This is a genomic window from Pseudomonas sp. G5(2012), from assembly GCF_000408945.1.
GTDB lineage: Bacteria > Pseudomonadota > Gammaproteobacteria > Pseudomonadales > Pseudomonadaceae > Aquipseudomonas > Aquipseudomonas umsongensis.
This window is the reverse complement of record NZ_APIO01000106.1, coordinates 1-13,825: the sequence shown is the minus strand read 5'-3', so window position 1 is coordinate 13,825 and position 13,825 is coordinate 1. Positions and strand designations below refer to the sequence as shown.

At 60.1% G+C, this 13,825-nt stretch carries 15 protein-coding genes; 12 read left to right on the top strand and 3 right to left on the bottom strand.

Annotated features, from left to right (window positions below):
- Positions 1-118 precede the first annotated feature (118 nt).
- From PG5_RS26505 to PG5_RS26480, 6 genes are read left to right on the top strand one after another with little or no spacing between them, the layout of a single operon-like run.
- Positions 119-541 (top strand): nuclear transport factor 2 family protein, encoded by a 423-nt coding sequence (locus tag PG5_RS26505; RefSeq protein WP_020800149.1) that lies wholly within the window; start codon positions 119-121, stop codon positions 539-541.
- Positions 538-1,299: an SDR family oxidoreductase gene (locus PG5_RS26500; RefSeq protein ID WP_020800148.1), complete on the top strand. Its 762-nt coding sequence runs from the start codon at positions 538-540 to the stop codon at positions 1,297-1,299. The genes PG5_RS26505 and PG5_RS26500 overlap by 4 nt, the downstream gene beginning before the upstream one ends.
- On the top strand, positions 1,296-2,543 hold the full coding sequence (locus tag PG5_RS26495; protein WP_020800147.1) for an NAD(P)/FAD-dependent oxidoreductase: 1,248 nt from the start codon (positions 1,296-1,298) through the stop codon (positions 2,541-2,543). Before PG5_RS26500 ends, PG5_RS26495 begins: the two co-directional genes overlap by 4 nt.
- Complete coding sequence (locus tag PG5_RS26490; protein ID WP_020800146.1) at positions 2,540-3,331, top strand: DUF1365 domain-containing protein; 792 nt, start codon at positions 2,540-2,542, stop codon at positions 3,329-3,331. The genes PG5_RS26495 and PG5_RS26490 overlap by 4 nt, the downstream gene beginning before the upstream one ends.
- Positions 3,318-4,583, top strand: a complete 1,266-nt coding sequence (locus PG5_RS26485) for a cyclopropane-fatty-acyl-phospholipid synthase family protein (RefSeq protein WP_042955760.1) — start codon at positions 3,318-3,320, stop codon at positions 4,581-4,583. Before PG5_RS26490 ends, PG5_RS26485 begins: the two co-directional genes overlap by 14 nt.
- A gap of 2 nt (positions 4,584-4,585) precedes the next feature.
- Positions 4,586-5,083 (top strand): DUF2878 domain-containing protein, encoded by a 498-nt coding sequence (locus PG5_RS26480; RefSeq protein WP_020800144.1) that lies wholly within the window; start codon positions 4,586-4,588, stop codon positions 5,081-5,083.
- A gap of 1 nt (position 5,084) precedes the next feature.
- On the opposite strand, the gene PG5_RS26475 is transcribed toward PG5_RS26480, so the two are convergent.
- From PG5_RS26475 to PG5_RS26465, 3 genes are all read right to left on the bottom strand, one after another.
- Positions 5,085-5,609, bottom strand: a complete 525-nt coding sequence (locus PG5_RS26475; protein WP_020800143.1) for a DUF3833 domain-containing protein — start codon at positions 5,607-5,609, stop codon at positions 5,085-5,087.
- Positions 5,610-5,628: 19 nt separating this feature from the next.
- Complete coding sequence (locus PG5_RS26470) at positions 5,629-6,174, bottom strand: chalcone isomerase family protein (RefSeq protein WP_033042024.1); 546 nt, start codon at positions 6,172-6,174, stop codon at positions 5,629-5,631.
- Positions 6,175-6,306: 132 nt separating this feature from the next.
- Positions 6,307-7,182 carry a LysR substrate-binding domain-containing protein gene (locus PG5_RS26465; RefSeq protein ID WP_020800141.1) on the bottom strand — a complete coding sequence of 292 codons (876 nt, stop codon included), beginning with the start codon at positions 7,180-7,182 and terminating at the stop codon, positions 6,307-6,309.
- Positions 7,183-7,316: 134 nt separating this feature from the next.
- Between PG5_RS26465 and PG5_RS26460 the strand changes: the two genes are divergently transcribed.
- The 6 genes from PG5_RS26460 to PG5_RS26435 form a co-directional block, all read left to right on the top strand.
- The gene (locus PG5_RS26460; protein WP_020800140.1) at positions 7,317-7,667 is read left to right on the top strand and encodes a RidA family protein; all 351 of its coding nucleotides are present in this window, start codon (positions 7,317-7,319) and stop codon (positions 7,665-7,667) included.
- Between the two features lie 46 nt (positions 7,668-7,713).
- On the top strand, positions 7,714-9,105 hold the full coding sequence (locus PG5_RS26455) for an FAD-dependent oxidoreductase (protein WP_020800139.1): 1,392 nt from the start codon (positions 7,714-7,716) through the stop codon (positions 9,103-9,105).
- A gap of 261 nt (positions 9,106-9,366) precedes the next feature.
- Positions 9,367-10,533 (top strand): 2-aminoethylphosphonate--pyruvate transaminase, encoded by a 1,167-nt coding sequence (locus tag PG5_RS26450; protein WP_020800137.1) that lies wholly within the window; start codon positions 9,367-9,369, stop codon positions 10,531-10,533.
- Positions 10,534-10,803: 270 nt separating this feature from the next.
- Positions 10,804-12,147: an MFS transporter gene (locus tag PG5_RS26445; RefSeq protein WP_042955759.1), complete on the top strand. Its 1,344-nt coding sequence runs from the start codon at positions 10,804-10,806 to the stop codon at positions 12,145-12,147.
- 39 nt (positions 12,148-12,186) lie between these two features.
- Positions 12,187-13,014, top strand: a complete 828-nt coding sequence (gene phnX, locus PG5_RS26440; RefSeq protein ID WP_020800134.1) for a phosphonoacetaldehyde hydrolase — start codon at positions 12,187-12,189, stop codon at positions 13,012-13,014.
- A 74-nt stretch (positions 13,015-13,088) separates the two neighbouring features.
- On the top strand, positions 13,089-13,825 hold a 737-nt coding region (locus tag PG5_RS26435; protein WP_042955758.1), incomplete at its 3' end, for an aldehyde dehydrogenase family protein.

Here is a 13,825-nt window from a genome sequence, read left to right as displayed (position 1 = left end):
AAAAAAGTTGACTTGTACAGGCAACGTCCTATTCTTCAAATAACTATACAAACCCAATGCACCTGTACAAGAAAAAGAGGCGGGGAAATTCCATGCCTGCCTGCAATGGAGACACGACGTGGCTGATTTCTTGCGATGTTTCGCCAGCGAATTTGCAGCGCTGGACGGCAGCAATCTGCACAACCTCAAGCATCTGTACAGTCACGACGTACGCTTCAGTGATCCGCTCCATGAGATCCAGGGCCTGACAGCGCTGCAAGAATATTTTACTGAGCTGTATGCCAACGTCAGCGAGCTTGGTTTCACCTTCCACGGCTATGACCAGGTGCAAGACGGCGCCGGTTATCTACGCTGGACCCTGCATTATCGCCATCCCCGCTTGAGCCATGGCCAACTCATAGAGGTGGTTGGCTGTTCGCACCTGCTTTGGCACAAGAAGGTGTATCAGCATCGCGACTACTTTGATGCAGGCGCTCTGCTCTATGAGCACTTGCCTTTAATGGGAACCGCGATTGGCTGGCTAAAGGGGAGATTGGCATGAAACGCATCTGGCTCACTGGAGCCAGTAGCGGCATTGGTGCCGCCCTGGCGGAAATTTTATTGGCCCAAGGCCATTTCCTGGCCGTCAGCGCACGCAATGCAACGGCCCTGGAAAAGTTACACAGGGGTCATCCGCAGCAGGTACTTCTGCTGCCGGGCGACCTGACCGATCCACGCCAGGTTCAAGCCATGGGCGAGCGAATCGGGCAAGTCTGGGGCCATCTGGATCAGGTCATCCTCAACGCTGGAACCTGCGAGTATGTGGACGCAGGCGTCTTTGAAGCCGACATGATTGAACGCGTGATGCGGGCCAATCTGTTTTCCGCCGCCTACTGCGTGGAAGCCGCCCTACCACTGTTACGCAAGGCTCAGCGGCCGCATCTGGTGGCCGTTTGCAGCTCGGTGACCTACCTGCCGTTACCGCGCGCCGAAGCGTATGGCGCCTCAAAGGCGGCAATGCGCTACCTGTTTCAATCCTTACGCATCGACCTGGCTCACGAAGGTATCGACGTCACGCTCGTCAGCCCGGGCTTCGTCGATACGTCACTCACGCAAAAAAACGATTTCCCGATGCCGATGCGTTGGCCGGTCGGCAAAGCTGCCTCCTACATCGCCACCCGCCTGGAAAAACGTCCCCTGGACATTGCATTTCCCTGGCCATTCATTGCCGCTCTGCGCGCATTAGCGTTATTGCCCCAACGCCTGCAACTGACGCTGGGCAGACGCATGGCGCGTCCGGTCACAGAAGAGTCTTCATGAAAATAGCCATCATCGGCAGCGGTATTTCCGGCCTGACCTGCGCCTACCTGCTCAACCGCAAACACGACATCACTGTGTTCGAAGCCAGTGACTGGATCGGTGGCCATAGCCATACGGTTGACGTTGAAGTAAAGGGCGAACGCCATGCCATCGATACGGGTTTTATCGTCTTCAACGACTGGACCTATCCCAACTTCATCCGTCTGCTGGATCAACTCGGCGTGGCTTCGCAACCCACCGAGATGAGCTTTTCGGTCCAGGACCCGCACACCGGCATTGAATACAACGGCGGCAACCTCAACCAAGTGTTTGCCCAGCGAAGCAATCTGCTTTCACCTGGCTTCTGGGGCATGTTGCGCGAGATCTTGCGTTTCAACCGCCAAGCCCCACGTGACCTGGAAGAACAGCGCATCACTGCCGACACCACGCTGGGCGCCTACCTGCGGGAAAACGGCTACGGCCAGCGTTTTATCGAACATTACATCGTCCCTATGGGGTCGGCGATCTGGTCGATGTCACTGGGCGACATGCAGCGTTTTCCGCTGCAGTTCTTCGTACGCTTTTGTAAAAATCATGGCCTCTTGTCCGTCACCCACCGGCCGCAATGGCGTGTGGTCAGCGGCGGTTCGCGCCGTTACGTAACGGCGTTGAGTGCCGGTTTTGTCGAGCGTATCCACCTTAACTGCCCGGTGTATCGCGTGGAACGTGACCTGGGCGGCGTCACCCTGCACTGTGCGACAGGAAGCAAGCGTTTTGACAACGTTGTGTTCGCCTGTCACAGCGACCAGGCGCTACGCCTGTTGGCCGCTCCCAGCCGAGCCGAGCGAGAGATACTCGGTGCACTGCATTACGCCGAAAACGATGTGGTGCTGCACAGCGACACCCGCCTGCTGCCCAACCGTCGCCGAGCATGGGCGAGCTGGAACTACCGCCTCGGCGGCTCAGCCCAGCACCTGGCGGCTGTCACCTACAACATGAATATCCTCCAGGGGCTTTCCAGCGACACCACCTTTTGCGTCAGCCTGAACCAGACCGCAGCCATCGACCCCGGCAAAATCCTCGACCGCTTCCGCTACGCCCATCCGCAATACAGCCAGGCAGGCATGACCGCACAAGCGCGTTGGCAAGAATTACAGGGGCCCCAGTTCAGCTACTACTGCGGCGCCTACTGGGCCAACGGTTTCCACGAAGACGGCGTGGTAAGCGCCTTGCGCGTGGCGAGCGCTTTCGGAGAAAAACTGTGAACAGTGCACTGTACCGCGGCTGGGTCAGCCACCGACGGCTGCTGCCGCGCGCCCATGGGTTTCGCTACCGCATGGGTATGCTCTACCTCGATCTGGCGGAACAATCGCAGGTGCTGGCCTTATCCTGGTTCGCCGGACATTCGCGCTGGGCCGCCTTCGCCTTCCGCGAAACTGACTACCTGCCGCTTGCAACGCGCCAGGGTATGAGCCTGAGCGATGCAGTGCGCCAGCGCGTGGAACAGGCCCTTGGTCACGCGCCGCAGGGACGCATCTGTCTGCTCACCCAGCCCCGTAGCTGGGGGCTGTCCTTTAATCCGGTCAGCCTGTTTTACTGCTTCGAATCCGACGGCAGCCTGGCCGCCATTCTCTGCGAAGTCAGCAATACCCCTTGGCGAGAGCGTTACCACTATGTGCTGCCGACCCATGCAACCGGTGAGTCATGCCACAGGGTCGCCAAGAGCTTTCACGTCTCGCCCTTCCTGCCTCGTGACCTGGAGTACCGCATGCGGTTTTCCGCTCCCGGCCAAACGCTGCACGTGAACATGCAGGATTGGCAGGGTGAGCAAAAAATATTTGAAGCCGGCCTGGGTCTGGAGCGCGTCGAACTGACGCGCCAAAGCCTGCATCGCCACCTTCTGGACTTTCCCTGGATGACCGCCAAGACCCTGCTCGGCATTTACTCGCAGGCTCTGCGCCTGCTGCTCAAGCGTCTGCCCCTGGTTTCCCATCAACCCGCCGCCGGTGAATACCGCACCGCAAACCTGGAGTCTCGCCATGACGAATCCTAGCCTGACCCCAATAACGTGTGGCTCTGCTGCCAACGGGATAGGCGCCCGTGTATTGAAAAAAGGCGTCTTGCATCAACTGGCGCACCTGCGCCACGGACACTTGGTCATCATCGTCGACGGAGAGCCACTGAGCTTCGGCCAGCCTGGCGCGGCACCGCATGGCGAGATAGAAGTGCATAATGCGGCGCTCTGGCCAATGGTGGCGGTGAATGGCTCAATTGGCGCCGGCGAGGCCTATATCCACGGTTACTGGAGCAGCCCCGACCTGACGGCCGTGATTCGCGTATTCGTTGCCAACCTCGACGTACTGGATGGAATGGAGCGCGGCCTGGCACGTCTACGCCGTCCCCTGGCAAAAGCGTTGCACTGGCTCAACCGCAACACACGCCAAGGCTCGCAACGCAACATTTCTGCGCATTACGACCTGGGCAACGCGCTGTTTGAACACCTGCTGGACCCCAGCATGATGTATTCGGCAGCCATGTTCCGGTCCAGCAACGATAGCCTTGAACAAGCTCAAATGTACAAGCTGGAGCGCATCTGCCAAAAGCTCGATCTCAAACCCAGCGACCACCTGCTGGAAATCGGCACAGGTTGGGGCGGCATGGCCATTTATGCGGCCACCCGATACGGCTGCAAGGTCACCACCACCACGCTGTCGCGTGAGCAGTTTGCCTACACCCAGCGCCTGATCGAAGAGCAGTGCCTGCAAGGCCGCATCACCCTGTTGCTGCAGGACTACCGTGACCTGACGGGTCAATACGACAAGCTGGTGTCGATCGAGATGATCGAGGCCGTCGGCCACCGCTTCCTGCCCACTTACTTCAAACAGTGCGCGCACCTGCTCAAGGAACACGGGCTTATGCTATTGCAGGCCATCACCATTCGAGACCAGCGCTACGAGCAGGCGAAAAAAACCGTCGACTTCATCCAGCGCTATATCTTCCCGGGTGGCGCCTTGCCTTCGGTGAGCACCATGCTGCACACCATCAGTCGCGACACCGACCTGAACCTTCATCACATGGAGGACTTCGGGCTTCACTACGCACGCACCCTTCGCCTGTGGCACGAGAACCTGCGACGCAGCCGGCACAACCTGGAAGCGTTAGGCTATGACGAGGCGTTTTTCCGCCTGTGGGAGTTTTACCTGTGCTACTGCGAGGGCGGCTTCCTGGAACGAAGCATCGGCACCGCGCACCTTTTACTCGCCAAACCCGGAGCACGGCCGCAGCCGTTCGGCCTGGAGGCGTGAACGTGCGAAGCCGGTTGTTGCTCAACGCCGGACTGTTCCAGATCGGCTGGTTCACCTGTGTGCTGGGTGCGCAACGGCCGTGGCTGTTGCTGCTGGCAATGACCTGCCTGGCGATACACCTGCTATGGATTGCAAACACCCCTGATGAGTGGCGTTATCTGTTGAAGGTGTCAGCCTGCGGCTGGGTCCTGGACAGTGCTCTATTGCATCTCGGGGTATTCCAGTTTCCCGGTGCCACACTCGTTTTGCCGCCCTGGCTGGCAATCCTCTGGCTACTTTTTGCCAGTACTTTGCGTCACAGCCTGAGCTGGACAAAGCGCCCTTGGTGGATAGGCAGCCTGCTAGGGGCTATTGGCGGGCCTCTCTCTTACTGGGGAGGTGCCAGGTTGGCTGATGTTGGTCTGCCGCTGGGTACCTGGCCCAGCATTCTCATACTCGCTTTGATTTGGGCGATGTTGATGCCGGCATTGCACTGGCTGGCCGGACAGCCTGCTCGTTGACTCAAGATTGCTTGCGGAAGAACAAGGTGATCTGGCCAACCTCCACGTCGAACTTGGACATGTACGAGCGATTGATCAGGGTGTTCTCGTCCATCAAGTACATCCAGTCGTCCAGATGAACCTCATACTCCTTGCCGTCCACCGGCAACCTCAGCACATATCGCCAGCGCAATGCATTACCTGCCACCTCACCCTGCGCCTCGCCCACCACGTCGCCAGCGGTTCCACGCCATTGGCCAGGTCCGGCCGGGGTGAGCGTCCACAAGCGTTTCTGCCGAGTACCGTCGCTGTACGTAAATGACTCGTCGAGGATCAGCCGGTTACCTTCAGAGTGGCCATTGATCTCTACGTGGAAGCGTTTGGTGACCTCGCCTGAACGCTTTTGAAAGATTCCCCAGGCTTCAACCCGCCCCTCGAAAAATTCGCGCAAATCAAGCTTGGGGGTTTCCTGACTGTAGGTCTGCACATCCACCCGACTACAACTTGCAAGGCCGATGCACAGCAGCAATAGCCATATCCTCAGCATGCATATCTCCTCGATGTTTTCAGGGTTTGGCGATGCCCAGCAATTGGTCGCGCAGTTGCGGGTCGCGGGTTCGGGGGTCAAGCCAGATGGAGAAAAAGGCTTCGGCGAACGCCTCGTCCTTCACCACATGCCGCAGATTCTCGCCGACGTAAAAACGTGCGCCCTCTGCAGGCACATAGACGCCTGTGATGCGGTCACCGGCGCGCACATCGACAAAGGCCTTGAGCATCTCCCGCTCCCAACGGGCCATCAATTGCGAATTCGGCGGGGTGCGCGACAGGCGGCGGATTTCCTTGATGCTGGCCTCGACCAGATCCTCGCGACTGATCGCGCGTCGGTAGGTCAGCTCCAGCGCAAAAGGCACATCCGCGCCTGGCAGATCACCGGCAAGCAGGCGTGGGCTCCACAATTGCGCGCTGTAGATGGAAAAACCGAATATTCGCATCTCGCCGCCCCCTATCCGACGAGCATCGGGCAGGGCCTCGCGCCAATCAGCCAACAGTCCTGGGCTCTGGAGCATCAGAACAAGACAGACAACGTGGCGGATAAAGCGGTCTGTCTGCATATCGTGCAAAGGCCTCGATAAGACTCAAGGGACGCCTTTAAAAGCTATACCAAATTTTTATTTTGTACAGCTAATAACCTCTACGGTCAGCAATGAAAGGCGGTATCTGACGAGCTCAAGCCCTCACGGATATCACGCCCCTGCCATCTCCCTGACAATGTCAAAGAACGTCGTCAGGATGCGCCGGGAACTCTGCGCTCGCAGGCAAACCAGGGTCTCGGTAAAACGTTGCTGGCAATCGACGATCGGCAAGCCGCGAATCCGCGAATCCGCACCGAGTTCGGCCGCCGAAACAACGCCGACGCCCATACCGATGGCGACGGCCTCACGGGCCGCTTCACGCCCCTCCACCTCGATGGCCTTGCGAATGCGCAAGCCCGCCGTCGCCATCTCCTCCTCCAGGGACAGTCGCGTCACCGAGCCCTGCTCGCGCAATACCAGGGGCGTGTTGTCCAGGTCGGCGAGGCAGATGGAAGTTCGTTGTGCCCAGGGATGGTCATGGGCGACGAAGGCGAGCATCGGATCGCTGCGCAGGGGCAGCTTGAGCAGTCGGTCATCTTCGATATTGCGCCCCAGCAGGGCGATGTCTGCCTGGTGGCCGAACAGCCGCTGCAGGACCTCATCGGTATTGGCCGTTTCCACTTTCACATCCACGCCCGGGTATCGAGCACAGAAGCGCGCGACGTAAGGCAGCACATGCACGGGCGCGTCCACGGCCAGGTTCAGGGTCCCTGTCGACAGGGTGCGGTAGTCCATCAACATGTCGTGGGCATCGACACTGATATCGAACAGGCGCTGGGTCAGCCCGAACAAGCGCTCGCCCACCTCCGTCAGGCGCACCAGGCGTTTATCCCGGAAAAACACCATCACACCGTAGTACTCCTCAAGCTTGCGCACCTGGTCGGACACCGCTGGCTGGGACAGGCAGAGCTGTTCGGCCGCGCGCGTGAAACTGCCATTGATTGCCACGGCGTGGAAAGCCTTGAGCTGGGTATGGGAGATCGTCATGGGGGCCTACCTATAGTTTCAACTTATTCATGCATACGATAAATCGATTTTATTTATGAACAATGAACTGCAAGGATGGATTTCGCAAATGCCTTGGCCAACGGGCCGCTGCTTGGATCAATCAGGAATGCCTAATGGAAATCGAACGTTTCGCCACGATAAAACGCCGTTCGGACATGGTCCGGCATGACAACGTCCTCTACATCGGGGGTCAGGTTGCCACGGACCTCAGTGGCAATATCGAGGCACAGACCCACGAGGTTCTCTGCGCTATCGAGCAGCTGTTGCTCAGTGTCGGCAGCGACCGTACGCGGGTGCTTTCGGTGCGCATCCTGCTGGCTCACCGCGAGGACTATGAAGGGCTCAACAGGGTCTGGGACGAATTTTTCCCCGAAGGCCATGCCCCCGCACGCGCTTGTACCCTGGCCAACCTGATCGACCCCGGTTGGCGCGTGGAAATGATCGTGGTCGCCGCCTGCGGCTGATTGCGTCCTGAATGCCACCCCGCAACCTTTCGAACGGAGACTCCCCATGCGCCCCTTCTGGCTCGACCAGGCCCTGAAAAGCCAATCCGATACGCCCTGCCCACCATTGCGCCAGGACACCCACGCCGACGTCTGCATCGTCGGCGGTGGTTACACCGGCCTGTGGACCGCCATCATGCTCAAGGAACAGAACCCCGAACTGGACGTTGTCATCGTCGAAGCGGACATCTGCGGTGCCGGCGCCAGTGGACGCAACGGCGGTTGTGCGCTGTCCTGGTCGGCCAAGTTCTTCACCCTGGAGCGCTTGTTCGGAGTCGAAGAGGCTGTGCGCCTGGTCAAGGAATCGGAGCAGAGCATCTACGCCATCGGCGCCTTCTGCAAAAAATACGCGGTGGACGCCGACTACCGCCTCGATGGCACGCTCTACACCGCGACCAACCGCGCCCAGGTCGGTTCGACGGACGGGGTGATCGCGGCGCTGGAGCGCAATGGCATCAACTCCTTTACCAAACGCGCACTCCCTGAGGTGCAACGCATGTCGGGTTCAACCCGTCACGTCGAAGGCTGGTTCTCACCGGCGGCGGCCAGTGTGCAACCGGGCAAGCTGGTGCGTGGCCTGCGCCGGGTTGCGCTCGACCTGGGCGTGCGGATCCACGAGGGTTCGCCAATGACCGGCCTCGAACACGGGCTGCCGGCCACCGTCAACACGCCGGGCGGGAAAGTCGTGGCCAAGCGCGTAGTCATGGCCATCAACGCCTGGATGGCCCGTGCCTTTCCAGAGTTTTCGCGCTCGGTGGCCATCGTCTCCAGCGACATGATCATTACCGAACCGCGCCCCGACCTGCTGGAACGAATCGGCCTGACCAACGGGGTCACCGTACTCGACTCGCGCATCTTCGTGCACTACTACCACAACACCCCAGACGGCCGGATCATGCTCGGCAAAGGTGGCAATACCTTCGCCTACGGCGGTCGCATCTTGCCAGTATTCGACCAGCCTTCGCCCTACAAGGGCTTGTTGCGCAAGACCCTGGCCGAGTTCTTCCCGGACTTTGCCGATGTCGGCATTGCCGCCACGTGGAACGGCCCGTCCGATCGCTCCGTCACCGGGCTGCCGTTCTTCGGCCGAATGGGCGCAAGCGGCAACGTGTTTTATGGCTTCGGCTATTCCGGCAGCGGCGTCGGTCCCTGTCATATGGGTGGGCAAATCCTTTCATCGCTGGTGTTGGGGCAGGACAACCCCTGGACACGCTCGCCGCTGGTGCAAGGACCGCTCGGCCTGTTTCCGCCAGAGCCGATCCGCTACCTGGGCTCGCTAATGGTGCGCAACGCCATTCGCCGCAAAGAGCACGCCGAGGACCGCAACCTGCGCCCCCGTCGACTGGACGTGCGCCTGGCGAAGTTCGCCGCGGCGGCGGGCAAGTCGGACAAGGCATAGCGCAGCGTCAGGTCTGCGATATTTGTTTGGGTGATCAACCCTGCCTGGCGCTTGCCAGGCGGGGTTTCCTGGTTTCAACCGTTCAATTGAGCCGCGAGCGAAGATTTGCGGCGTGCCGATATCGATCAATGCGCCCAGTTTCCACTTATAAGCCCAGCTTGTTTGTGACATGTGATAAATCGATTTCAGTTATTTTTCCGCAGATGTTTTGATCAGCACATGCATCACTCCCCTACAAGAACAACACCGCCGGAGAAGATCATGACCAAAGCTGAATTCCCGACCACACAGGCGCTGGCTACACCAGTCTTGGGTGAACCCTACCTGCTGACCCCAGGGCCATTGACCACGTCCAAGGCCACCAAGGAAGCCATGCTGCGCGACTGGGGCTCATGGGACGTTTCCTTCAATCAAGTCACGGCCGAGGTTCGCCAGAGCCTGCTGAGCATGGCCGGCGTCGCGGACGACAGCTTCGCCTGCGTGCCGTTGCAAGGCAGCGGCAGCTACTCGGTGGAAGCCGCATTGGCCACGGCCATCCCCCGTGACGGTAAAGCGCTGGTGCTGATGAATGGCGCCTACGGCCAACGCGCCACCAAGACCCTGGAGTACCTCGGTCGCGCCTTCATCACCCTGGACAAAGGCGACTACTTGCCGCCGCAGCCCGAGGAAGTCGACGCCCTGCTCAAGGACAATCCGGACGTCACCAACGTCTTCATCGTCCATTGCGAAACCAGCTCCGGCATTCTCAATCCGCTGCGCGAAATCGCCGATGTGGTGAAGGCCCATGGCAAGAGCCTGATCATCGATGCCATGAGTTCCTTCGGCGCCGTGCCGTTGACGGTCAAGGACATCGCGTTCGACGTGGTGGTGTCTTCTGCCAACAAATGCATCGAGGGCATTCCGGGGTTCGGCTTCGTCATCATCCGCCGCTCCGTGCTGGAGGCCGCCAAAGGCCGCGCCAACTCCCTGAGCCTGGATCTGTACGAGCAGTGGGTATACATGGAGCGCACCGGCCAATGGCGTTTCACCCCTCCGACCCACAGCGTCGTGGCTTTCCATAAAGCCCTGGAGCAACACACTGCCGAAGGCGGCGTGCATGGCCGCCTTGCCCGCTACACGCGCAATCGCGATGTACTGGTCGCCGGCATGCGCAAGCTTGGCTTCAAAACGTTGCTGGAAGACCGTTGGCTGTCGCCGATCATCACCACGTTCTTCAGTCCGGAACATCCGAACTTTGAGTTCAAGCGCTTCTACGATGAACTCAAGGCCCGCCAGTTCATCATCTACCCCGGCAAACTGACCGTCGCCGAGAGTTTCCGCATCGGCTGTATCGGCCAGATCGACGAATACATCGTCCATCAATTGCTGCGCGCCATCGCCGACAGTCTTGTGGCGATGAACGTCGACATGCATCTACCGGCAGGCTGACCGCCCCTTTAAAGGTCTTTGTCAATTCGAGCACAGGTGCAATGGGTAGCACCTTTGGACAGGGATCTTTTTTTAAACATGGATTCGCTGACTGATCGCCAGGCAGAGCCGGGCAGCCGTCAGCGATCGCGTCAATTTAATGCTTAAAGCCTGATGCCATCTCACGGCCATCTGATCGATGCCGTGTGCGTGGTCAGTCTTTCTGTACCGAAAACAAAAACAAAACTCATTATTTGCGCTGTCTGGCACCACATACGGGATCAGAACACCATGAACAAGAACGCTACAAGTCCTCTCGCCACTGGCTGGAAATCGCTCCAGCGTTGGCGCGTACAAGTTTTCCTCATCACCTGGGTGGCCTATGCCGCCTTCTACTTCACCCGCAAGGCGTTTTCCGTTGCCAAGCTGGGTATTGGCGAAGACCCGGACTTCATGCTCGAAAAGGCCATGATGGCCAATCTCGACGCCCTCTACCTGACCGCGTATGCCGTGGGGCAGTTTCTGTGGGGTAACTTCTCCGACCGCTTCGGCCCCAGGGTCGTGGTCCTGAGCGGGCTCGTGATCTCGGCGCTGGCCGCGCTGCTGATGGGTACTTACGCGACCCTGCCGATTTTCGCTTCCTGCATGCTGATCCAGGGTCTCGCCCAGTCCACCGGTTGGTCGGGGCTGTGCAAGAACGTCGGCAGCTTCTTCAGCACCAGCGAACGCGGCCGCGTGCTGGGTTTCTGGAGCACCTCCTACGCCTTCGGTGGCCTGGTCGCCACGCCGTTTGCCGGCTGGTGGGCCTACAACCACTACCACGACTGGCGCCTCGCGTTTATCAGCAGCGCCGTGGTGGTCCTGGTGGTGGCGGTGTTGTTCTTCTTCCTGCAACGCAACAAGCCGGAAGACGTCGGCCTGCCGCCGGTGGAGATCGAAATCGAGCCCGTCAGCAACGTCGTGGTACCGCGTGAAAGCATGTGGGCCGGCTTGCGCACCGTGATGAAAAATCGGACCGTGCTGGTGCTCGGCCTCGCCTACTTCATGCTCAAGCCAGCGCGCTACGCCATCCTCCTGTGGGGGCCGGTGATCATCTACGAGCGCATGCCCGAGATTGGCAAGGTGGCCTCCGCCATCGTCCCCACCTCGTTTGAACTGGCCGGTTTGATCGGACCAATCCTCATCGGTATCGCCTCGGACAAGTATTTCGGCGCCCGTCGTATTCCCGTCTGTGTCCTAAGCCTGGTGATCCTGACTGCCTGTCTTGCGCTGTTCGTTCCCGCCATGCAAAGCGGCAGCCTCTACATCGTGGTCGGCCTGCTGTTCATGATGGGCCTGTCGCTTTATGGGCCGGACTCGATGCTCAGCGGCTCGGCGGCGATCGACTTCGGCAGCAAGGACGGCGCGGCCTCCGCCGCAGGCTTCGTCAATGGCTGTGGCTCGGTCGGTGCCGTACTCGGTGGCTTGCTGCCGGGTTACTTCGACACCATCACCGTGTTCCTGGTGTTCACCGGCGCTGCACTCCTGGCCAGCCTGATGCTGGTGCCCTTCTGGAACAGCCGCCCGAAAACCGTGGAAAGCCCGGTGCTGTCCTCGACGCCGGTGCAGCCGGTCGTACTTGGCACCAACTCCTGAACCCGAACCCATCTATCAATTATCACTGGAGCAATCATCATGAATTACCAACAACCTTCTCAGTTGCAAGCCGTGGTTCTGGACTGGGCCGGCACCGTCGTTGATTTCGGTTCTTTCGCACCGACGCAGATTTTCGTCGAGGCCTTTGCCGAGTTCGGCGTCGCGGTGTCCCTGCAAGAAGCTCGCGGGCCGATGGGCATGGGCAAGTGGGACCACATCCGCACGCTGTGCAACGAGCCACAGATTGCCGACCGCTACCACGCTGTCTACGGCCGCCTGCCAACCGACGATGATGTCACCGCCCTCTACGAGCGTTTCATGCCGCTGCAGATCGAGAAAATCGCCCTGCACTCGGCGCTGATTCCCGGTGCGCTCGAGACCATCAACGGCCTGCGCGACAAGGGCTTGAAAATCGGCTCCTGCTCCGGCTATCCGGCCGTGGTCATGGAGAAGGTCGTGGAACTGGCGCGCCAGAACGGCTATGTCACTGACCACGTGGTGGCCACCGACGAAGTGCCCAATGGCCGCCCGCACCCGGCGCAAGCCTTGGCCAACGTCATTGCCCTGGGCATCAGCGACGTCGCCGCTTGCGTGAAGGTCGATGACACCTGGCCGGGCATTCTCGAAGGCCGAAGCGCGGGCATGTGGACGGTGGCGCTGACCTGCTCCGGCAACGCATTGGGCCTGACCTATGACCAATTCAAGGATTTGTCCCTGGAGGCATTGGCCGAGGAACGCGCGCGCATCGTCAAGATGTTCGAAGGCTCGCGCCCGCACTACCTGATCGACACCATCGTTGATTTGCCGGCGGTCATCGAAGACATCAATGCACGCCTGGCACGTGGGGAAACCCCTCAGGGTTCCTGACCCTGTCGGCTTGCGCAATTGACAGTGGCCGTCCCAAGGACGGCCACATCCAAAAAAAACAAGAGAACGCCACCATGAACTACGCCCATCCTGGCACCCCCGGTGCCATCGTTTCCTTCAAGTCCCGTTACGGCAATTACATCGGCGGCGAGTTCGTCGCACCGGTCAAGGGTCAGTACTTCACCACGACCTCGCCCGTGAATGGCCAACCGATTGCCGAATTCCCGCGCTCCACGGCTGAAGACATCGACAAAGCCCTGGACGCCGCCCACGCGGCCGCCGATGCCTGGGGCAAGACGTCGGTGCAGGACCGCTCTTTAGCGCTGCTGAAAATCGCCGACCGTATCGAACAGAACCTGGAACTGCTGGCCGTCACCGAAACCTGGGACAACGGCAAGGCCGTGCGCGAAACCCTCAATGCCGACATCCCGCTGGCCGTGGACCACTTCCGCTACTACGCCGGTTGCATCCGCGCCCAGGAAGGCAGCTCGGCCGAAATAAACGAACACACCGCGGCGTATCACTTCCATGAACCCCTGGGCGTGGTCGGGCAGATCATCCCGTGGAACTTCCCGATCCTGATGGCCGCCTGGAAACTCGCCCCGGCCCTGGCCGCCGGTAACTGCGTGGTGCTCAAGCCTGCCGAGCAGACCCCGCTGGGCATCACCGTACTGGTCGAGCTGATCGGCGACCTGCTGCCACCCGGCGTGCTGAACATCGTGCAGGGCTTCGGCAAAGAAGCCGGCGAAGCCCTGGCCACCAGCAAGCGCATCGCCAAGATCGCCTTCACTGGCTCGACCCCGGTCGGCTC